This window comes from Shewanella sp. LC6, from assembly GCF_006385735.2.
Classification (GTDB): domain Bacteria; phylum Pseudomonadota; class Gammaproteobacteria; order Enterobacterales; family Shewanellaceae; genus Shewanella; species Shewanella xiamenensis.
In genome coordinates, this window is the sequence record NZ_CP043902.1 from 1,854,570 (window position 1) to 1,875,618 (window position 21,049).

The following is a 21,049-nucleotide window of genomic DNA, read 5'->3' on the forward strand; positions in this document are numbered from 1 at the left end:
GTTTAACGTCACTCCATTGCTATGCAATGTGAGTGACATTAGGGCGTGTTGACGTTTCGAGATTAGATTTTGTTCGTTCTGGAAAGCACGTGCTCGCGAAACGAGGAATGATGTGTAGTTTACTCAAATGACGAGCGGCTCTTATGACAGAAAGTAAGAGCAAGGGCTTGCCAGACGAACCCTTAGGGCAGCATTTGGCTGGCTTTTCTGCCGCGTTATCGTCCGTTTATGTAGAATAACTACACTGCACGGACTTTGCCTTGCATAAAAGCCAGCCACATTGCTGCAAAAATAACCCTGAAACGTCAACACGCCCTAGTACTACTCAGCACTTTCCTAAATACAATTCCCTAAACTCGGTGCCAGTGAATCTATCCATTGACGAATTAATTCAACGCCTTCTTGGTGCTCAAGATTGCGACCGATAGGCGGCATGCGATCTTTCGGTTCAGAGAGCGTTTGGCGATACAGCAAAATCGAATGTTCAGCATTGCCGGGGACAATATCGTAATCAAGTCCTTTCGCACCGCCATCCCATCCCGGAGGCTGCTTGCAGATCCCATATTGATAACTGGTGTGATCAATATAAAAACCGAGGCGTAATCCAGAGATACTGGCAAAGCCTTTAGCGCTATGGCAGTGGGCGCAGTTTACATCTAAATAGCCCTTAGCGCGGGCGGTTAAATCGGCTTGAGGGTTGTCAATTGCATAGGTTTTGGCCACTTGGCTTAACTCGGGTAACTGCTCAAGCTTGCCTTGTTTGGCCCACAGGCTGAGTTGATTGACGATTTGTCCTTGGTCGACGATGTCGCGATTCAATAAGTGGGCTTTAAGGCCAATCGGAATGATTTGGCTGCTGTTATCTTGGTTGGTTTGGTGACAAATTTTGCACTCGGCGCGGCTCGGTATGTTGTAATCGAAGCTTTGGCTTTGGCCTTGGTTAATCAGGGTATGATGCACGCTTGCGCCGGCGGTAAGCAGCTTTGCCTCACCTTGTTGCCATTGATAAACCAGACTTGTCCAACCTTGAGGGCGTTTTATCAATAGCCGCGTTTCGATTAGCGTTTCGTTGGCTATGCCTGTGATAGCTGTATCCTGTGGAAGAGCAAAGGTTTTAACCAGCACGGCGCCAGTTGGAAACTCAAATGCCTCCTGCGCTTGGTACTGTATGCTGCTGCCCGCGGGTAAATAGATAAAGCGGTATTTGCTGGCATAGTTAGAAAACAGCTGCGTAGCGAGCTGATAGCTAAACCCCGGAGCTTGTGGCTGTATGGTTGGGTTCGTCGGGTCGATAAAGAGACCATATTGACTTAACACTGGGCAGTCTTCTGCCATCAAGGCGGACCAGTTAACTTGCCCTGAAGTATTCACACAAAGGCTAGTTGGTATCGTTGGATTGGTTGGGGTCGTGGGCGGCGGTGTTTGGCCGCTATCGCTGCTTTGGCTGTCACTTCCACCGCAGGCTGTGAGCAGCACAGTGATAATCAACACCAACGAAAGTGTTTGGCGATTTTTCATGGATTATCAGCTCGTTAAGATGTCATTAGAAAATAAGAAGGCCTCGAGTTGGCCTTCAATGTCAGGGTGTCGCTCTGTCTTGAAGTGGTAAGCAAGTGGGTGATTGCAAGCATGCTTTCACCCACTGTGACGTTAACGCTAGCGTGAGCAGCTTGCTGCGGGTAGACGTTTAATCCATTCGCTGATCAACGCGACGCCTTCATCATGGGCTAAGCTTCGGCCAATTTCAGGCATACGATCGCCCGGAGTCGTGCTTTGCATTCTAAAGTGCAGGATGGACTCAGCGGCATTGCCTGGGACTATATCGAAACCTAAGTTTCCACCGCCATAGGCAACCGGTGATTTACAGGTGCCATGGGAGAAACCTGCATCATCGCTGTAGCCACGCCAGTACTCGAGTTTTAGGCCAGTATTAGAGGCGTTGCCCTCGGGTCTATGGCAATGGGCGCAGTTGATGTCGAGATAACCCTTAGCCGTTTGCATTAATGCTGTATCGCTTAAGCTTGCGACGGTCGCTTCGTCACCATCGTGGTAGGCGGGCACTTGCGGCACTTGGCTTAGGTTGGGCAACCCTTGCAAAATACCAAGGCTTTCCCATTTCAGCAGTTGGTTCATACTGCCGTCTTGATAGCTGTAATTGCGGTTCAAATGGCGCGCCTTAGGACCAATAGGCACAAACACGGCATTGCTATTGTTATCGGCTTTAAATTGGTGACACTGCTTACATTGGTTCATGCTCGGGACCATGTAGTTAAAGGTCAGACTTTCCCCTTTATGGCTCAACGTTTGACTGCTAATCGCTCCCGCTTTCGCCAACGTGGCATCGGTTTTATCTGCATTCCACACATAGGGCAGTGCGCTCCAGCCCGTTGGACGATGGATGAGTAAGCGGGTTTCAATCAAGCTCTCGTTGCTAATACCGCGCTTACTGGTATCGCTTGGCAAGGCAAAGGATTTGACGATAACGCTCCCCACAGGGAAATCAAACGCTTCTTTTTCGGAGTAACTGGCTTTTTGTCCCGCAGGTAAATACACAAAGCGATATTTACTGGCGTAGTCAGTAAAGAGCTGCGTGTTGAGATCGTAAGGGACACCACCCGAATTCGGGCCTGTGGTGGGGTTTTTGGCATCGCTAAACAGGTTGTAATCCGACAGTTTAGGACAGTTTGCTTTCAGCAGTGCATCCCAACTAACATTTGAGCCAGTCGCTTTACACAGACTTTGATCGCCATCGCCTACTAGACCGCCTTCGCCTTCACCGATAGTACCACCGCCACCGACCAATACGCCGCCATCACAACCTGCGGTATTATCGTCAACCCCGCAGCCAAATACTTGGCCTGCAAAGGTGACGGTATGCACAGGCAGACTCACTTGAGTACATTTCAGTAGGGCGTTTTGGGTCTTTTCATATTGCACATCGGCGATGCTGATATCCGTATTGCTGTTGGCATAGAGCCGGCCATAGGATACGTTGCCGTTATCACTGGCGCAGACGTTATCGCTACCGTCAGTGGCAAAGGGCGTCTCTTTCAAACCGAGGTAAGCGGCGGTGCCGTTATTAGCAAGCATTTCCCCTAAGCCGTCGTAGAGTACGCCGGGTAACGTGCCATGATTTATGATATAGGCTCGAATAATATCTTGAATTAAATAACCTTTTGGCTTGCTACCATAATCGGTAATTACGTTGTCGTGTAAATAAATATTACGTGGTACAGGACGCCAACCATCCTCAATCGCTTGACCAGGTTGACCATAGTTGCCGACAAAGGAGGTCATATCGGGTTCTGCAATAAAAAAGCTACTCACAGTCACTCCTAGGGTGTCGTGACGGGTAATTTGGTTATTGAAAATTTCCACATCTGCGGTGGATAAAATGATCACTCCAGTGCCTGGCGGCACAATATGCACACCTGCGGGGTTAGCAGAAGCATTGGCGAAGTTCGGCGTGTTGTTGTCATACACTTTGTTGTTGAAAATCCGCACGCTAGAGCCGTATCTATGGTTGTTGATGGGTAAGTCGAACACTAAAATCCCACCCGTATTGCCCATCGCTTCATTGTTATACACGTCGGCATATTTGGAGTTTTCGATTTCAATCCCCGCCACGTTTTCTTTGGCGATATTGCGACGCACCACAATATATTGGGACTGCCCAACATAAATCCCCGCATCGGCACTGCCGCGAACATAACTGTCTTCAATCAGAATGTTTTCACATTCAACCGGATACAAACCATAGGCACCATTATCTTTATCGAGTTCGCCTTCCCATACTGCACCAACGCGGCGCAGGATAATGCCGTTAGTGTTTTTAAGTTTGATACCATTGTTTTTTGCCTCATTAACCGACAGATCTTGAATGGTAATGTTGAGAGCGTTTTGGACGAAAATCCCATCTCCCGAGTTCGCTTGGGCGAAATTAAGGATAGTGTCCTTCATCCCGTAGCCCATGATAGTGACGTTTTTGGCATAACTGCCATCCCCATCTACATCGCCATCGAACAGCAAAGTTGAGTCGATATTAAAGGTTCCTTTAGGAAGCACGATCACTGCACCACTTTGCGCGTTAATTAAGGCTTCTTGAATACGCATCGTGAGGTTATCGCCAGCGGGGATTTTGATTGCACCTTCGGGAAAGGTGGGTCCAGTTTCAGGTGGCTGCACCACGGGTGGCGTTACCACTGGTGCAGGATCATCGTCAGAAAAACAACCTGTTAGATTGAATGCCATTAATAGAGCTATGCCTGTAGGCATTAGCCAATTTGCCTTACGATTGGGGTTGCTCGGCAAAAAATGACGCTGTTTGGCTGTCGGTTCTTTGCCTGAGAGTGAGTGGATTGTTTTGTTGAACATAGGTGCTCCTGCTTTTGTTATAATTTCGTTAACAGGATGCGCTCGGAGCTGAAAAAGGCAATGTGAAATATGGCCAAAATCATACCGTGTACAGTGAAGGATAGGACATGCAACCTATTCATTTTTTTAGAATGGTTAAGCCAAAAAAGCTGACCACTTAATGGCTGTTTTAAACTATTCGGGTGATATTTAAGCCAGATTAGAACAAAGTGTTTACAAGATGAATAAAACATCATGAAGCGAATGATTAATTAGATTGCCTCTCCAAAATCACTATGTTAAAAATCGTTCGATTAAATAGGATTGAATAATAAAATAAAGTTAATTTTATTTTAATGTCCTATCAATGCTTATTGTTGATTTTATTTGCAGATTAAACAGCGCTTGGAGAGTAAAATGGGTAGGCGGATCCGTGTGATTATTAGTTTGATAATATTCACAGTCTCGTTGTTTCTGCTATATAACTTAGAGCAGGATTATCAGTTAAATGATATTTTTTTAGAGATTAAACAATTTGCACCATCAAAAATTTTATTAGCGGTTTTATTGACATTGGTCAGTTATCTACTATTAACATTATATGATTATCTTGCCATTAGAGAACTAAGATCGCCCTTAAGTTATCAACAGGTAGCTCCTGTTTCATTTCTGGCATTTACCTTCTCTAATACGATAGGTTTTTCATTATTGACCGGCACTTCTATACGTTACAAATTTTATTCTGAATTAGGTTTGAGTGGCAATAATATTACCCAGGTTGTACTCGCTTGCTCAGTGACATTTTTCCTTGGACTTTTCTTTATCTGCGGACTTGCGCTGATTAATTTTCCTGCAGAGCAACTTTCCGACTTACCGTTGCCAACTTGGTTTTTCTCTCTTAATCGAGTGATTGGTATCTTGATGTTGCTGGGTGCTGAAGGATCCCCTCATAAATCAGCCATAGCATAGCCATATTTGAGCAACTGATTGGCGAATAATACCCAGGCCGCCAGCAATTCTTTCTCCGTGATTTGATAATCAGGCCGCCTGAGTACCTCCAATCCCAAGCGAATCGTTGAGAGTACCGTTCGATGCCCAATGGTATTGGCCTGAAAATGCTTATCCCAGCCCTGTTGCTGTGCGTGTAAACCAACTAGCCACAACAGGCATTGAACCATCAACGCTATCAGTAGGATGATGTCGAATCGCTCTGGACTGTTGGTACGACTTTGGCGTAAGCCAAAGCCGTATGCCGGGCTTTTGAGGTCACGAAAGGTTTCCTCTATTTGCATACGTTTGGCGTACAGGTTTACCAGCTGCTTTGGGCTCCGAGATTCTGGTGGTAAATTGCTGGCTAACACCCAAGGCTCTTTCGCCGATGTTGAGTACGTTTTTGCCGATGGATGGTGGCAATTAGTCCTCGTTGAACGCTGATTTGTACGCCCCTTAGGTTTGCTACGATAAAGCGTGAGATGGCAATTGATAGGGTTAGTTTTGGTCAAGGTCTTACAACCCAGGCTCTTCGCTTGACCGTTGGCCAAGTCATGTGTACTGCGAACTGCACGCCAATTTTCAGCGCCAATATCTGCAAATTGAACTGTACCGCGAATACGGCTTAGCCAAAACCAACCATGCGCCTCAACCTCTTTGTACCAAGGCACTTTGAACCCCGCGTCAGTCACGATGAGAGGGGTAACATGCAAAGGTAAAATCTTGGCTAAGTCCGCTAAAAAACCGTTGTGGGAGGCCTTAGAGCATTGTTCTGATAGGGGATAGGACTTCTCATACAGGGTAATAGAGCGGCCATTGAAGGCTATTGAGGCGCGCAGAGCCATGATGCGTTTATGCTCTCGGATGTCTGACCAATCGACGAGCACAATCGGCATAGGGTTACCAGAACAGATGAGGCTGGCATGCCATTGGTAGACAGCTAACCGTTCTTGATGCAGATGCGTGTTGCCGAGCAAACGATCAATGCGCTTGATGTTGTGCTTGGTTCGGGCCGTGGTTGGTAAATTTCGACCTAACTCAGTCAAGGTCAGTGTCTTACATTCAATCAGTGCCTTAGAGGCCAGCATCAAGCTGTTTAATCGTTTTAGGTGAAGTTCTGGGCAGTATTGGTGTAAAGAATGTTGTAGGATATTGGCTTCGCGCATCTTGTTGTCCAAGTGTAGTTTTTAGCGAAACCATTTGATCATGCAACAAGATGCGCTTCCACTCTAATTTGATGATTTATTTGTAAATCATCAGGGGATTCTTCAGTGCTGGGTGTCATTAGCTATTTTGTATTTAGCCTGATGTGGAAAAGGTCTATTCATTTTCGTGGGTTCGAATTGGCACCCCCGATTTTTTCCTTATCTCTAAAGCAGTTTCTAGTATCGAGTATTGATTGGATCGTTGTGGGGACATTATTTTACTCTCTACTACCTGAGGTGGATGGATTAAGTTATTTACAGGTCCTTAGCATCTTTTTTGTAGCCAATGCAATCGGGGTGCTTGCCCATGTGCCTGGAGGGATTGGCGTATTTGAAACGGTAGTTACTGTTACCTTATCGCAATATTTACCTGCCGAACAAATTTTAAGTTCAGTAATTATTTATCGATTAATGTATTACATAGTGCCATTTGTTTTAGCGCTGATGTATTTTGTGGCAACCTTAGTATTAACTAATAAGGATAAGTTTTCTAAGTTAAATGTTAATTTACAGATTGTCAGGCAATTATTGCCACCATTATTAAGCATTAGTGTTTTTGGCGTTGGCTTAGTGTTGTTGCTATCGGTTGTTAACCCCTCCATTATTCATAAATATCATTGGTTAGGTGAGATAGTGCCGCTACCAATTGTGGAACTATCAAGTTTGATATTGAGTGCGAGTGCTATTTTACTCTTGCTATTATCACACGGTCTATTTAAACGTTATCAAAAAGCGTTTGAGTTAACGCAAAAACTCTTATTGGTAGCCATGGTGTTTATTGTACTAAAGGGCGCTCAGTGGCAGATATCCCTCGCACTTGGTCTTATCTATTTATTAATGCTGCCCTGCGAGCAGGTTTTTTATCGTCAAGGTTCTATTGTGGGAATTAAATATTCTTTTGGTTGGGCCTTATCGCTGGCGGCGGCATTATTTTTGATGATGTGGGTGCTATTTTTTGCCTATCAGGATGTGGATTACGATCATTCACTTTGGTTTACTTTTTCTCAAGATAGCCATGTGTCCCGTGCATTGCGGGGTGGGGCGGTTGCCCTAGTGATCTTGTTGATTTTTGCATTTCGCTACGTGTTAGCGATGAGAAGACCGCAAACCCGTCTATTGGATGAGCATACTTTAAGCTGCGCTATGGATATCGTCGCTAACGCTCCAAGTAGCCACGGATTTCTTGCTTTAGTTCAAGATAAGTCATTGTTATTTAATGAAGATAACGATGCATTTTTAATGTATGCCCGCGCAGGACATTGCTGGGTTGTGATGGGCGATCCGATTGGAAATCCAGATAAATTTGATGATTTACTCTGGCAGTTTAGGGAGTTATGCGATGCTTACGATGGTTGGCCAGTATTTTATCAAGTCACGCAAAGGTATTTACCCCACTTTTTAGAACAAGGGTTGAGCCTATATAAACTCGGCGAGGAGGCCATAGTGCCCTTAGCGGAATTTGATTTACAGTCGAGTAAGTATCGTAGCTTGCGTCAAAGTCATGCGAAGGCTTTAAGGGAAGGGTTACGTTTTAAAATTATCGAGGCCAGTGAAGTGAAGGCCCTATTGCCAACGTTAGAGGTTATTTCTTCGAGCTGGCTTAAGGCGAAGCAAGGTCGAGAAAAGGGATTTTCAGTTGGGTATTTTTCTGCTGCTTACCTGTGCGCCACGCCGATGGCCTTAGTGTATTTAAACGACGAGCTTGTAGCTTTTTCCAATGTGTGGGCCAGTGCGGCCAAAATAGAGTTTTCGGTTGATTTGATGCGCTATGAGCCTAGTTTATCGGGCAGTAATATTATGGATTTTTTGTTTACAGAACTCTTGCTATGGGGCAAACAGCAAGGATATCAGCAGTTTAATCTTGGCATGGCGCCCATGTCTGGATTGACTGATAGAGCCTTGGTGCCATTTTGGACTAAGCTTGCCAAAACAGTTTATAAGAAGGGGAATAAATTTTACAACTTTCAGGGGCTTAGAAGGTATAAGGATAAGTTTAATCCAAGGTGGGAGGCTAAGTATTTGATTTGTTATGGAGGGCTCTCTTTACCTGTAGTGGTGGGCAGTCTGGTGACCTTAACGAGTCGTGGTACAACTGGCGTGTTTAAAAAGTAGGTGCGAGATGACGAAATCCTTAATCAAGCTACTTAGCGTTTTACTTTTATGTTCTACTGCTAACGTCTTTGCTGATGAGTTTGCCGATAATTTGGGGCTGACCCTATTGCCTGTCGAATCATCAACTCAGGTAAAAGCTGCGTCATCCCATGCCAAACCACCGTTGGTGATTTTTTTAAGTGGTGACGGTGGCTGGGCAACGCTTGATAAAGCCGTAGGGGGCATTTTGCAGCAGCAGGGCTGGCCTGTCGTTGGCTGGAGTTCGCTGAAATATTATTGGAAACAAAAAGATCCTAAAGAGGTCACCCAAGATACCTTAGCGATTATTGATAAGTACCAGGCGGAATTTGGCACGCAAAAAGTGATTTTGATTGGTTATTCCTTTGGGGCCGAAGTGATTCCCTTTGTGTTAAATGATATGCCCGCTCAATATCGGCAGAATGTCTTGGGCGCTGTGCTGCTTTCTCCTTCACAATCTTCGGATTTTGAAATCCATGTGAGTGAGATTGTCACCTCGGATAACCAATCGGCTCGTTACTTAACCTTGCCCGAAGTCAACAAACAAACCACTGTGCCTATGCTTTGTCTCTACGGTAAAGAGGACGATGCGCCGCTGCATTTATGCCCAGAGGTCAAGCAGCCCAATGTCACTGTGATGGAATTAAGCGGTGGCCACAGTTTTGATGACGATTACGATAAAGTAGTCAAGCTGATAAAAGGTTGGCTGAAGCTAAGTTAGAGGGCTTTAGTGCATGGCATCGTATGAGCCTAATGCTTTGGAATAAAACATAAAAAGGGCGCAAATGCGCCCTTTGTTATCGGTCGTGCTACAGCGAATAATTAGAGCTGGTAGCTAATGTGCTGATGGAAGCGCACGACGAGATCTTCACGCTCAGGGTCTAGCCCAATCTCGGCGGCAAAGGTTTTCAATGCGGCTTCAACGTTATTCATAAAACGGCCATAGCCTGAGTCATCACAGTCCTTCGCACCCGCGACAATAGTAAAATGCGCGGCTTCGACTAAGTTATCAGCATCCCAGCGGCGAATTACTTGCTGCTCTGTTGCGTTCGGGTCAAAACCAATCATCTGCACTTCGGCCTTGCTGTCGAGTTTTTCAAACTTACTGTTACGCACTAAGGGAGTTAAGCCGTTGGCGATCATAGCCAAGCGCGTTAATTGCTTATTGGTCGCCGCCTTGATGAAATTATCCTCAAGGTGTTGATATAACGGGCTAAAGTCAGTTGCTGACTCTGGTAGTAAACCTTGTTTGAGTTTGCGACTCAGCGGCAGGCTGACGGTGACATAGGTGAGTGAACTGACATTTTCCGGCAGGTCACATTTTCTGGCCTTGTATCTTGGTGCAATGGCTCTGAGTTTATAGCCGTAGGTTTCTTTATTACCTTTTGATTTGGCGAATAAATCATAGGATAAATGCTGGTGGTCGCGGATCTTTACCTTAAGATCGTTAATCGGCAGCTTAGGCATTAATTCGTTTAATAGCTCCCGTACACGGGTATGGAAATTAGCTGAGTTGCTGCGGATTTCATCGCCAGTCGCTAAGAAAACAATACGCAGTTTGCGGGCGCGGTAGTTGTCCGCAGTGAACAGATTTTGTGCCTCGTGATAGGCGGGATTGTAAAAAAACAGAATTTGTTCAGCGGTTTGGAAACAATACGCTTCGGTATGGTAACGCACGACTGGCAGTTTATCGTTAGTGATCACATGGACGTTACGGAGATCGTGTTGTTCTGCCAAGTTAAAAATAATGCGGCTTAAGGTTTGATAACAGCTATGGTAATCGGGGTATTGCGCCAGTAATTCATCCGTGACTTTAATTTCGGCGGTGATGTACTGATTGGTACGAGCTTCCTTGGGTATGTACACTTTTTGCTGATGGCTAAGGGACATATTGACTCCTTGTTGGGTTAACCATTTGCTAACACGAATTTTACTGTTTATCTCAGGCGTTAATGTTGCGTTGGAGCATGTTTTTATCGCTTAAATACAAGTTTACATCAGCAAGCTGTTTATTAGCTTAAAATTGCAGCGATTTTATTGAGTTAAGGCTTTTTCAATCCAAGGTTGCATCCAAGTGGCAATCTTCTCTTGGGCCTTTTCATTGGGATGAATACCGTCTCTTTGCATCAACTCTGGATGGGGAGCGACCTCCTGCATAAAGAAGGGGATAAGGTCAATATCCTCATCTTTTGCAATCTCTTGATACACTTGGGTGAACTTTTGGCTATAGCGAGGGCCATAGTTAGGCGGTACCATGATTTCGGTCAGTAGCACTTTAGCACCGCTATTTTGGGCTAGGGTAATGATTTGGGTTAGGTTATTTTTGAGTTGCGTCGGGGGGAATCCACGTAGACCATCGTTACCACCGAGTTCGACTACTACCAAATCGGGGGCAACGGAATCGAGCAGCGCAGGCAAACGACGCAAACCGCCCGCTGTCGTTTCACCGCTCACCGAACCGTTGGTAAATTCATGCTCGGGTAAGTTTTTTTGCAGCAGCGCCACCCAGCCTACTTGTTCCGACATGCCATAGCTGGCACCTAAGCTATCGCCGAGGATCAACACTTTCGCCGCCTGAACTGGCGTGGTTATAAATAGACTTAACAGGATGCAGGCGCTCACGGCCTTTGCCATAGGCTTGCATCTTAGCAATTGACGCAAGAACGATTTGTATAAGAAGGATCCTATGTCTAACGTCGTTTCAAAAAATAGTGCCATTAATGTGGTTAACCTCGAAAAATCGGTGACTACTCAGGAAGGTTCGCTCACTATCCTCAAGGGCATTAACTTAGATGTCAAGCAGGGCGAAAGTGTCGCGATATTAGGACCCTCCGGCTCGGGTAAATCGACGCTACTTGGCTTACTCGCCGCGCTCGACACCCCAACGGCGGGGGAGATTTGGCTCGATGGCCAGGCCCTATCACCGCTCAATGAAGAACAGAAAGCCGCGCTGCGTAAGCAAAAAGTGAGCTTTATTTTTCAATCTTTTATGGTAGTTGATACCTTAACCGCCCTTGAAAATGTGATGCTACCGGCCGAGCTTGCCGGGGTTAAAAATGCCAAGGAGAAGGCCGAGGCCATGCTGGGGCGCGTGGGGTTATCCCACCGTTTGACTCATTTACCTAAACAGTTATCCGGCGGTGAGCAGCAAAGGGTTGCGATTGCGAGGGCCTTTATTTGTGAACCTAAAGTGCTATTTGCCGACGAGCCAACCGGCAATTTGGACAGTGTTAACGGCCATAAAATTGCCGATATGTTGTTTGAACTGAACCAAGAGAGCCACACCACACTCATCCTAGTCACCCATGACTTACAACTGGCGAAGCGTTGCCAAAGGCAACTGGTTATGGACAACGGCCACTTGCAGGAAGAGTTGAATTCGGCTCAATCGCACAATGTGAATAACAACCTTGAATTAAGCGCCAAGGAGGCCTAACCCATGGAGCTTAATTTGGCATGGCGCCTGTTTAAGCGCGAGTTGCAACAGGGGCAGTTGTTATTGATTATCCTCGCCATTACCTTGGCGGTGCTGTCGGTGAGTGGTCTTGCACGTGTCAGTGAGCGTTTGCAAGTTGCAATCAACGGACAAGCGACTCAGTTTATCGCCGCCGATCGTATTATCGACTCTCCCGTTCAAATTGACGCCAGCATTCTGGCCAAGGCCGATGAGCTTGGCCTTAAGCATGTCACCAATATGCAATTTAATTCCATGGTGTATGCGGGGGATAAGTTTCAGTTAGTTACAGTGCGTGCGGTTGAGTCCGGTTATCCACTTAAGGGAGACATCGAACTTAAAGCGGCCAATGGCCAAGATGTAAAAGCCCAAGACTTGCCCCACGCCGATGAGGTGTGGTTCGAGAGTCGCTTAGGGGGACTCTTGGGATACCCGCAAACACTGGAATTAGGCAACAGTGAGTTTCGTTTAAGTCAAGAAATCAGCCGCTTACCCGATGCGGGCTTTAATCCGTTCGCTTCTTCCCCCGTGGTGTTAATGCGGATTGAAGATGTCGCCAAGACTGGGGTTATCCAACCCGGCAGCCGAGTGACGTATCTGTATCAATTTGCCGGTGAAGAAAGCGCCTTAAGCGCCTTTGAAAATAGCGTTAAACCGCTGTTGAATAATTCCCAGCGCTGGGTCGATGTGCAGTCTGGCGACTCACCGATAGCGGGCGCGGTGAAGCGGGCGGAGCGTTTTTTACTGCTGGCAAGCTTGCTCGGTATTGCCCTTGCTTGCGCCGCGATAGGGATTGCCGCCCAGCGTTACTGCCAACGTCATTATGATGTGGTGGCTATGCTTAAAACCTTTGGCGCCTCATCATCTCAAATCCGTCGACTATTCGGCATCCATTTACTGCTAGTGACACTGTTTGGCATTGTGCTGGGGTTAATCGGCGGGGCACTGCTGGATTTAGGCATTAATCAATTGTTACCCCCTGAAATCGCTGCCTATTCGCCGCCATTGACGCGGCCGCTACTGCTTGGGATCAGCACAGGGCTTATCAGCGCCTTTATGTTTTCGGCCTATCCTTTAATGCGTTTACTGGCGATTCCGCCACTGCGAGTCTTACAAAGGCAACTCGAAGGCTTGCAGCTCGGCATGTGGTTGCATTTACTCTTAAGTTTAGGGGCGATGGCACTGTTGGGATATTTGTATTCCCAAAGCTGGGCGCTGACACTGACGGTAGTCGCGGCTGTGCTGCTACTCGGCGTATTGCTCAGTATTTTAGGTTTTGTGATGATCCGCCTTGGCCACAGTGTCGGCATGAAAACCACCAATCCCTTGCAACTGGCACTTGCGGGGTTACGCCGCCGTGCGCGGCAAAATGCGGTGCAATTGGTGGGCTTTAGTGCGGCTTTGGTATTGTTACTGACGATTTTGGCGCTTAGACAGGATTTACTCAACGAGTGGCAAAAACAGCTGCCCGAGAATGCACCTAACTATTTCTTGGTCAATATCGCCCCCGATGATGCTAAACCATTAAACGACTTTATGGCACAAAAGGGCATAGCAGCCACGGATATCTACCCCGTCATTCGTGGCCGGCTGACGCAAATTAATGGTGAGACCTTGATCTCTAACGAGCAGGCCGAGGCCGGAGAGAAGGGGCGAGTAGGGATTTCCCGCGAGCTTAATCTCACTTGGCGCAATAGCTTGCCTGCCAACAACGAGTTGATTGAAGGGCATTTTAATCAAGCTGCTGATGAGGTGTCGGTGGAATCCGGTGTTGCCGATCGTTTAGGGCTAAAACTGGGCGATACGCTGACTTATATGATTGATAACCAAGAGCTAAGGGTTAAGGTCGCCAGTATTCGTGCCGTGCACTGGGAAACATTACAGCCAAACTTCTTTATGATCTTCACCCAAGAAGCGTTGGCGCCCTTTGCCTATACCTCGATGGCAAGCTTTTACCTCGACGATAAAAATGCGGATGTGAAAGGGAATGATGCACCAAAGAACACAGTGATCCTCGAACTTATTCAGCAGTTCCCTACGGTATCGATTATCGATGTCGGCGCCATGGTGGGGCAATTGCGGCAGATCATTGAGCAGGTGTCACTGTCGCTGACGTTAGTCTTGGTTCTCGTCTTACTAGCGAGTTCCTTAGTGCTTATCGCCCAAACCGAGGCGGGAATGGCGACGCGCCAGCGTGAACTCGCGGTGCTGCGTACCTTTGGCGCCTCGGGCTGGTTACTGCGTAGTGCCACTGGGCTTGAATTTGCCTTACTGGGGGGCATTGCTGGTGTGCTTGCAGTGATAGTGGCGGAATTTGCGCTGTATCTGTTAAAGACCCAAGTGTTTGAACTCAATGTGTATATGCACTGGCCCTGGTGGGGGATTGCCCCAGTCTGCGGCGCCTTATTGGTCGCGCTGCTGGGTGTATGGCGCTGCCGCCAATTACTCAATCAATCCTGCGCTGAATTATTAAAAGTGGGCACTTAAGATGAGGTCAGTTTGGAGCTGAGGCAAACGCTGTAACACCCCATTTGTAAAATGAAAAGCACTGGCATAACCAGTGCTTTTTTATTGGCGGTGAAATCGTGTCTATCATTGGATGACAACGATGATGTCTTTACCGTTCATTTCATTACAAAGTCTTGTATGGTTACATTATAAAACTGAGGTAGCCCTGCAATACAATCAAATTGACGATATCGATAAAGAAGGCGCCGACAATCGGTACCACCATAAAGGCCTGAGGAGAAGGGCCAGTGCGCGATACCAGTGCGCCCATGTTCATCACTGCGGTTGGGGTGGCGCCCATACCAAAGCCACAGTGACCGCCAGTGATTACAGCTGCATCGTAATTGCTGCCCATCACTTTAAAGGTTACAAAATAGGCGAACAGCGCCAGCACGACGGTTTGCACCAACAGGATAATAAGCAGTGGGATCGCTAGATCTAAAATTTCCCACAACTTGAGATTCATCAATGCCATAGAGAGGAATAACGACAGTGCCACTGTGCCTATCACATCGATACTCTCAGTATGCGGTTTATAACCACGGGTGACTTCGGTGATGTTGGCGATGATTACGCCAAGAAACAGGGCATAGACAAAGTCTGGCATCTTGAGCCAATTCAGCTGATATTCGCTGACAAACACAGTAAACCATTTTGCCCCCGCAACGCAGATCAGCAGTACAAACAGGGTTTCGATGATTGTCTTGGCGGTAACTTGGTCCTCTTCGAGCTGATCATAGGTCACCAGTTGTGGATGCGTGGCGTGGTGCTTACGGCCCATGCCGTAACTAGATATCAGATTGTGCTTGCCAATGAGTCGCTGCGCGACAGGGCCACCGATAATACCGCCCATGACCAAGCCAAAGGTCGCCGCCGCCATGGCAAGTTCTAAGGTGTTGATGCCGTAGTTTTCGGCAAAGGTTTGTGACCAAGCAACACCTGTTCCATGGCCGCCAGAGAGGGTAATCGAGCCTGCGATAAGTCCTAAGATAGGGTCTAAACCAAGGAGGCTCGCGAGACTCACGCCAACCGCATTTTGAATAATAATATAGACCGAGGCCACGCCGAGAAAGATAAACACTTTCTTGCCGCCACTAAGCAGTAGCTTATAGTTAGCCGATAAACCTATGGTGCTGAAAAACATCAGCATTAAGGTATTTTGCATGGGTAAACTAAAGATGAGAGTGATGTCTTGGAAATGTAAAAAGGCAACGACTGCGGCGATGACCAGTCCACCTACGATAGGCTCTGGAATATTGTATTGTTTAAAAACACGCACATGGCGATTGATGGAATGGCCAATAAACAGCACGAAGATAGCAATTAAGAACGACTCGAGTTCGCCAATTGTGTAAGTGGTGTGCATGATAGTTCCTTACAAATGGTTTGTGTGGGAATACCGCTCGACTCAAGGTGAGTTAGGGTGACCCATCTCATTGTTTAGCTCTCGCTAATGCTAAGTGTTAAACGCGCTATCTAAGGACCGATTCTTGTCAATCCCCAAGGTTGGAGAAGAAATATTAAGCGCGAATATGAACCGTATTGGTATAGTTGATCAGCATCGCCACTGAGTGGGCGAATACTGAAGATAATGGTCTTGCTTGGGGCGTTAACTGTGCTTCAGTGCGGGTGCTAACACGACAATATCGATAAGCAAGAGGCGAAAGTGTAACAGAAAAATGGGTTCATGTCGCTAAATAGTCTTTAGAATCATTGTGTTGTATTTATGTTTTGATGCTGTTGCAAATCGGTCTAATCAGCCTTGTTGCACTAGGCTGATAAACAAATTCTATACTTGGTTTTTTATCTCTGATTTCTAAGTCATTCTTCAGTATCATATTAACGCTTGCCGATTGGCTTGATAACATTTTATTACCAAGCCAGTTACGGGGTATGAATGACGCCATATAACAGATTAACTTGTGAGTAGGTCTTTAAGTGCTGGCTCAAGTTGAGTAAAACGGAAACTAAAGCCTGCGTCGAGCGCATGTTTGGGGAGAACAAATTGGCCTTCGATCAGCAGATCTGCCATTTCACCCATTGCGAGTCGTAAAACTGGTGCAGGTGCTGTCATAAAGGCTGGACGGTTTAATACTCTACCAAGAGTTTTAGAAAATTCAGCATTACTGACAGGATGGGGGGCTGTGGCATTAAATATGCCTTGGCAAGTTTCATGACAAAGTAGAAAGTCGATCAGGGCCACCATATCGTGGATATGTATCCAACTCATCCCTTGACGACCATGGCCTATAGGCCCACCAAGGCCGAGTTTAAAGGGCGGGAGCATTTTAGCTAGCGCACCGCCATGCCCAAGCACTATACCCGTGCGTAGGATACAAACACGGGTTTTAGTTGCAGCCTCTAGCGCGAGTCGCTCCCATTCTTTACAAATGTCATGGCTGAATTCAGGGTGGGGGGCTGCGTGTTCGTCAATCGTATTCGCGCCTTGACGGCCGTAAAAGCCAATTGCAGAGCCGCTTATCATCACCTGAGGTGGATTACTGCTTTGCAAAATCAGTTGGCTTAGTCTTGCGGTGATATTCCAGCGACTATCGCAGATGCGTTGTTTTTGCTGCGCACTCCAACGTTTAGCAACAATCGGTTCTCCGGCGAGATTGATCACGGCATCGATATGATTCAAATCATCAATTTCGTCTAAGGAGCTTAGATATTGATGCTGTGGGCCCAATAATTGCCGACTATTGGCAGGATGGCGAGTCAGCAATAACAGTTGGTGATGGTTGGCTAAATGGGCCACTAATTGCTGACCAATAAACCCACTTGCTCCCGTTATCAAAATCTTCATCGTCAAATCCTTAGGTGAGGGTGGCTATCTTTTATTTCAAACCTTATAAGCAATATACGACAACGGACAAGTGGGGATCACTTTATTGATTTTTTTGGTAACACAGTTCCATCGATACCGAATCAGCAAAGCGCAAGGCATGGGGCTTATCGATTTCGACACTGGCAAATTCAACCCAAGGATGCTCGCTGGCAATGGCTAAGGTTTGGCTGGTAAGGTTTTCAAGTAGTGAGAAGCGATTGTTTTCAATCAACTCAATGATCTTTTTTGTGATAGTACGATAATTAAGCGCATCATCGACATTATCGCTGTTGCGAGCTTTGGCGGCGCAGTAATGGATAACGACATTAATGATTACATCCTGCCTATTTTGGATTTCATCTTCTTTTATGCCGATAAAAGTGCGCAGTCTTAAGTTTTTAATGCGTATAATCGCGGTTTCTGGTTTCATAATAACAATCTAGTATCTAATGCTTAGGTGATTGAGTTTGAGACATTTCTTAGGCTAGCCTAACAACTTTATCGAAGATCAAGAAGGATTTTTACTCCATGACACGATCCAATTCGCCGACTGCCGCCTATAAAGGTTTTGCAGTTATGGCTTTTGTAGTGATTATTTTGGCAGGGATAAAGGCCGCCAGCCCGATTGTTGTTCCCTTTGTTTTATCCTGTTTTATTGCGGTGATTTGTAATCCAGCGATTGTCTTGATGACTAAATATCGGTTGCCTAAATGGCTTGCCGTGATCCTGCTAATGGGGTTTATCGTGTTGATGGGCTTATGGCTCGCCTCTTTAGTGGGCAGTTCAATCAATGAGTTTTCTAAGCAGTTGCCGCAATATCGCGATCAGCTGGTGGAGCAGTTTTCTTGGGTGCTACATAAGTTACAGGCACTCAATATTCAAATCTCTAAGGAGCAAGTGTTAGCCTATTTTGACCCTGGCATGGCGCTATCTATGACCACCAATATGTTGTCGGGTGTGGGTAATGTGATGGCGAATTTGTTCCTTATCATCCTGACCATCGTCTTTATGCTATTTGAAGCGCAGTCTTTACCGAAAAAACTGCACTTGGCCTTGGATGACCCGGATATGCGCCTGCAACAGATTGACCGTTTTCTGCAATCGGTAAATCAATATATGGTGATTAAAACCCTCGTTAGTTTAGCGACGGGCTTGATCGTCGGTATTGGACTGGCCTTTATCGGTGTGGATTACGCGCTGCTTTGGGCGGTTATCGCCTTTTTGTTCAACTATATTCCCAATATCGGTTCAATTATTGCTGCTATTCCTGCTGTATTGCTGGCCTTTATCCAATTAGGCCCTGCCGCAGCAGGTGGAACCGCGCTGCTTTACATCGGCGCGAATATGGTGATGGGCAATGTGGTCGAACCTAAATTTATGGGCCGCGGTCTCGGGCTTTCCACTTTAGTGGTATTTCTATCGTTAATTTTTTGGGGCTGGTTGTTGGGTTCTGTTGGCATGTTGTTGTCGGTTCCCTTAACCATGGTGGTTAAAATTGCCCTTGAATCCAGTAAGAGTGGTAGCTGGTTAGCCATTTTATTGTCCGATGATGTGGATGATAAACTGGTGAGCCAATCGACAAGCACTACTCCGGTTTCTGAACCTGTCGATACTCATTCAACTGATAAGAAGTAGTAGATAATGCAAGGTTTTATAGATGCACTGGCGACAATAAAAGTCAGTGAAGATGCCACGCGCTTATTCCACGGCCGCGGTGGACATTATCCAGGTTGCGAGCATCTTTGCTTAGACTGGTTCGCGCCCGTATTGTTATTGACCAGTTTTTCGGCCCTTGAGGCAGCTGAGCTCGCCCTTTGCCAGCAGGCCATTACGGCACGTTGGCAAGTGATACAACCCAATCAGCCATTAAATTTGGTGTATCAATACCGCAGTGGTGGCGAAACCTTTAGTCAATTACTGGCGGGTGACGTGCCAGAGCCTCATATCGTGACTGAAAATGGTGCGAGGTTTCAGGTACATTTACTGCGTGGTCAAAACCACGGTTTGTTCCTCGACATGGCCAATGGCCGTCAATGGGTCAGAGCCAATGCACGCCACAAGAAAGTGCTGAATTTGTTTGCTTACACCTGTGGATTCTCGGTGGCAGCACTGCAGGGCGGCGCCGATGAAGTGGTGAATATGGACATGAGTAAGGGGGCTCTTGCGATAGGTAAGCAGAATCATCTGCTGAATGGCTTTACCGCTGGCGCGCGTTTTTTAGGGCACGATATTTTTAAATCGTGGGGTAAATTGCGTAAGTTAGGCCCCTATGACATCGTGGTTGCTGATCCGCCGAGTAATCAAAAGGGCAGTTTTGTAGCAACTAAGGATTATGTGCGTTTGCTCAGGCATTTACCCGAGTTGTTAGCCGATAATGCTGAAGTCTTGCTTTGCTTAAATGCGCCAGAGCTTGACACTCAATTTTTGCGTCAGCAGGTTGAGGAGGCGGCTCCTGAGCTTGAATACCTTGAACGTTTACCTAACCCTGCATCCTTTGCAGACATCTCTGAGGAGAAATCATTAAAGGTGCTGCGGTATCGTTTAAAAGCGTAAACTACAGTAGTCATCAGGGTTAAGTGGCCTTGATGACTACTTTTATAGCATCGATATTATCTTTCTACGCAATTGCTCCCAGTTTGCACTCATCTTCTTATATGCTTTATTTATCAACCACAATTCTTTAGCACATCATCCTACATCGACTGAAAGTCTTTCATGATTTAATACTGCTTTTTGGAATTTCCGACGATAAAGCACCGGTTTCATCTTTAAGTTGGAAACAAAACTGAAAGTTTTCTGTAATTGTTGATTTTGCTTTGGTATACTCAGCGCCACGGAAATTCCCTTTCCTCATGGGCAAAATGTCTGCATAGAACGACATGCCTTTGCGACCTTACAAAATCGAGCAGGAGTTGTTATGGAAGTTCATGAATACGAAAACGCTTACTACCAAGTTAAAGACGATGTGATGACTTCTTTACCTGCGCAGAACGAAGAAGAAGCGGTCTAAGTTCTGTAAGCCATTCGCTTACAGTACAATTCTGAGTCTGAAGTAACAAATACAAGCACATGAAAATAGCAACCTTAAGGTTGCTATTTTTTTATCTGAGTTTGGATATTAGATTGATGAGTTATCAAGATATTAGCCATTGACCTTACGTTTTTCAGGCATAATCTCAACGATAATCCATTTACCATTAATTTTATGTAGGCGAATGGTTCTGTCATCAATCCAAGGTTGCCCTCCCTTTAAGCCCTTCATCTTGACGACCACCATAACGTCTTTGGTGAACTTACGGAAAAAGTCGATATCAATATCATCAATTTCCATTTCGACATTAGTCATAGACAGGCTAAGCACATTACGTTGTACTGCGGCAGCGATATAGTAGTGGGTAAGTACCTCTTTGAGCTGCTCATTGACATACAGCTTGGCTTTTTCTACATCTCGGTCAACATAAATGGCGCTAAAAAAGCCTAGGCTGACTTCTTCGGGCGTGAGCACGTGTTGTTCTTTGTCTGTGGGTTCGCCACAGCCAAACAAAAACAGTAATGAAAGGAAAAATAAGGTTCTCATGGCTT

At 46.2% G+C, this 21,049-nt stretch carries 16 protein-coding genes; 7 read left to right on the top strand and 9 right to left on the bottom strand.

The annotated features are described in order from the left end of the window. Positions 1–336: 336 nt before the first annotated feature. Complete coding sequence (locus FJD32_RS08415) at positions 337–1,518, bottom strand: SO2930 family diheme c-type cytochrome (RefSeq protein WP_140907279.1); 1,182 nt, start codon at positions 1,516–1,518, stop codon at positions 337–339. Positions 1,519–1,656: 138 nt separating this feature from the next. Further along, positions 1,657–4,374 (bottom strand): SO2930 family diheme c-type cytochrome, encoded by a 2,718-nt coding sequence (locus tag FJD32_RS08420; protein ID WP_140907280.1) that lies wholly within the window; start codon positions 4,372–4,374, stop codon positions 1,657–1,659. Between the two features lie 396 nt (positions 4,375–4,770). On the opposite strand from FJD32_RS08420, the gene FJD32_RS08425 reads away from it, so the two are divergent. Further along, the gene (locus tag FJD32_RS08425) at positions 4,771–5,322 is read left to right on the top strand and encodes a YbhN family protein (protein WP_240199997.1); all 552 of its coding nucleotides are present in this window, start codon (positions 4,771–4,773) and stop codon (positions 5,320–5,322) included. On the opposite strand, the gene FJD32_RS08430 is transcribed toward FJD32_RS08425, so the two are convergent. Continuing rightward, positions 5,301–6,509 (bottom strand): IS4-like element IS10A family transposase, encoded by a 1,209-nt coding sequence (locus FJD32_RS08430; RefSeq protein ID WP_001206290.1) that lies wholly within the window; start codon positions 6,507–6,509, stop codon positions 5,301–5,303. The two genes, FJD32_RS08425 and FJD32_RS08430, sit on opposite strands and share 22 nt — an antisense overlap. A gap of 105 nt (positions 6,510–6,614) precedes the next feature. Here FJD32_RS08430 and mprF point away from each other — a divergent pair, with 105 nt between their 5' ends. Then, complete coding sequence (mprF, locus tag FJD32_RS08435) at positions 6,615–8,660, top strand: bifunctional lysylphosphatidylglycerol flippase/synthetase MprF (protein ID WP_258195935.1); 2,046 nt, start codon at positions 6,615–6,617, stop codon at positions 8,658–8,660. Between the two features lie 7 nt (positions 8,661–8,667). Next, positions 8,668–9,399, top strand: coding sequence for an AcvB/VirJ family lysyl-phosphatidylglycerol hydrolase (locus FJD32_RS08440; protein WP_140907281.1), 732 nt, complete (start codon positions 8,668–8,670; stop codon positions 9,397–9,399). A 101-nt stretch (positions 9,400–9,500) separates the two neighbouring features. Here the strand turns inward: FJD32_RS08440 and FJD32_RS08445 are convergent, their stop codons facing one another. Together FJD32_RS08445 and FJD32_RS08450 are read right to left on the bottom strand one after the other, a co-directional pair. Beyond that, positions 9,501–10,568 (bottom strand): DUF3083 family protein, encoded by a 1,068-nt coding sequence (locus FJD32_RS08445; RefSeq protein WP_037428585.1) that lies wholly within the window; start codon positions 10,566–10,568, stop codon positions 9,501–9,503. Positions 10,569–10,712: 144 nt separating this feature from the next. After that, positions 10,713–11,312 (bottom strand): arylesterase, encoded by a 600-nt coding sequence (locus tag FJD32_RS08450; protein ID WP_037419972.1) that lies wholly within the window; start codon positions 11,310–11,312, stop codon positions 10,713–10,715. A 52-nt stretch (positions 11,313–11,364) separates the two neighbouring features. Between FJD32_RS08450 and FJD32_RS08455 the strand changes: the two genes are divergently transcribed. Further along, entirely contained in the window at positions 11,365–12,114 is a 750-nt protein-coding gene (locus FJD32_RS08455; protein WP_140907282.1) for an ABC transporter ATP-binding protein, read from the top strand. 3 nt (positions 12,115–12,117) lie between these two features. Beyond that, a complete protein-coding gene (locus FJD32_RS08460; protein ID WP_140907283.1) occupies positions 12,118–14,619 on the top strand; it encodes an FtsX-like permease family protein in 2,502 nt (833 codons plus the stop codon). A 163-nt stretch (positions 14,620–14,782) separates the two neighbouring features. Here FJD32_RS08460 and gltS read toward each other — a convergent pair whose 3' ends face one another. The 3 genes from gltS to folX all read right to left on the bottom strand — a co-directional run bounded on the left by gltS (position 14,783) and on the right by folX (position 17,897). Then, the gene (gltS, locus tag FJD32_RS08465; protein WP_037426727.1) at positions 14,783–16,006 is read right to left on the bottom strand and encodes a sodium/glutamate symporter; all 1,224 of its coding nucleotides are present in this window, start codon (positions 16,004–16,006) and stop codon (positions 14,783–14,785) included. A gap of 549 nt (positions 16,007–16,555) precedes the next feature. Then, positions 16,556–17,446 (bottom strand): TIGR01777 family oxidoreductase, encoded by an 891-nt coding sequence (locus FJD32_RS08470; RefSeq protein ID WP_140907284.1) that lies wholly within the window; start codon positions 17,444–17,446, stop codon positions 16,556–16,558. Between the two features lie 82 nt (positions 17,447–17,528). Beyond that, positions 17,529–17,897, bottom strand: coding sequence for a dihydroneopterin triphosphate 2'-epimerase (folX, locus tag FJD32_RS08475; RefSeq protein ID WP_037419769.1), 369 nt, complete (start codon positions 17,895–17,897; stop codon positions 17,529–17,531). A gap of 98 nt (positions 17,898–17,995) precedes the next feature. Between folX and FJD32_RS08480 the strand changes: the two genes are divergently transcribed. Beyond that, on the top strand, positions 17,996–19,102 hold the full coding sequence (locus FJD32_RS08480; RefSeq protein WP_047537032.1) for an AI-2E family transporter: 1,107 nt from the start codon (positions 17,996–17,998) through the stop codon (positions 19,100–19,102). A gap of 6 nt (positions 19,103–19,108) precedes the next feature. Then, positions 19,109–20,020, top strand: a complete 912-nt coding sequence (locus FJD32_RS08485; protein ID WP_140907285.1) for a class I SAM-dependent methyltransferase — start codon at positions 19,109–19,111, stop codon at positions 20,018–20,020. Between the two features lie 589 nt (positions 20,021–20,609). Here FJD32_RS08485 and FJD32_RS08490 read toward each other — a convergent pair. Continuing rightward, positions 20,610–21,044, bottom strand: coding sequence for a hypothetical protein (locus FJD32_RS08490; RefSeq protein ID WP_037419778.1), 435 nt, complete (start codon positions 21,042–21,044; stop codon positions 20,610–20,612). Between the last annotated feature and the right edge of the window lie 5 nt (positions 21,045–21,049).

Bases quoted from the DNA above. Each gene is read 5' to 3' on its own strand.
- FJD32_RS08425 (WP_240199997.1), top strand. From the start codon at position 4,771: ATGGGTAGGCGGATCCGTGTGATTATTAGTTTGATAATATTCACAGTC.
- FJD32_RS08440 (WP_140907281.1), top strand. From the start codon at position 8,668: ATGACGAAATCCTTAATCAAGCTACTTAGCGTTTTACTTTTATGTTCT.
- FJD32_RS08470 (WP_140907284.1), bottom strand. From the start codon at position 17,446: ATGAAGATTTTGATAACGGGAGCAAGTGGGTTTATTGGTCAGCAATTA.
- FJD32_RS08445 (WP_037428585.1), bottom strand. From the start codon at position 10,568: ATGTCCCTTAGCCATCAGCAAAAAGTGTACATACCCAAGGAAGCTCGT.
- FJD32_RS08455 (WP_140907282.1), top strand. From the start codon at position 11,365: ATGTCTAACGTCGTTTCAAAAAATAGTGCCATTAATGTGGTTAACCTC.
- gltS (WP_037426727.1), bottom strand. From the start codon at position 16,006: ATGCACACCACTTACACAATTGGCGAACTCGAGTCGTTCTTAATTGCT.
- FJD32_RS08430 (WP_001206290.1), bottom strand. From the start codon at position 6,509: ATGCGCGAAGCCAATATCCTACAACATTCTTTACACCAATACTGCCCA.
- FJD32_RS08480 (WP_047537032.1), top strand. From the start codon at position 17,996: ATGACACGATCCAATTCGCCGACTGCCGCCTATAAAGGTTTTGCAGTT.
- FJD32_RS08450 (WP_037419972.1), bottom strand. From the start codon at position 11,312: ATGGCAAAGGCCGTGAGCGCCTGCATCCTGTTAAGTCTATTTATAACC.
- FJD32_RS08460 (WP_140907283.1), top strand. From the start codon at position 12,118: ATGGAGCTTAATTTGGCATGGCGCCTGTTTAAGCGCGAGTTGCAACAG.
- FJD32_RS08490 (WP_037419778.1), bottom strand. From the start codon at position 21,044: ATGAGAACCTTATTTTTCCTTTCATTACTGTTTTTGTTTGGCTGTGGC.
- FJD32_RS08420 (WP_140907280.1), bottom strand. From the start codon at position 4,374: ATGTTCAACAAAACAATCCACTCACTCTCAGGCAAAGAACCGACAGCC.
- FJD32_RS08485 (WP_140907285.1), top strand. From the start codon at position 19,109: ATGCAAGGTTTTATAGATGCACTGGCGACAATAAAAGTCAGTGAAGAT.
- folX (WP_037419769.1), bottom strand. From the start codon at position 17,897: ATGAAACCAGAAACCGCGATTATACGCATTAAAAACTTAAGACTGCGC.
- FJD32_RS08415 (WP_140907279.1), bottom strand. From the start codon at position 1,518: ATGAAAAATCGCCAAACACTTTCGTTGGTGTTGATTATCACTGTGCTG.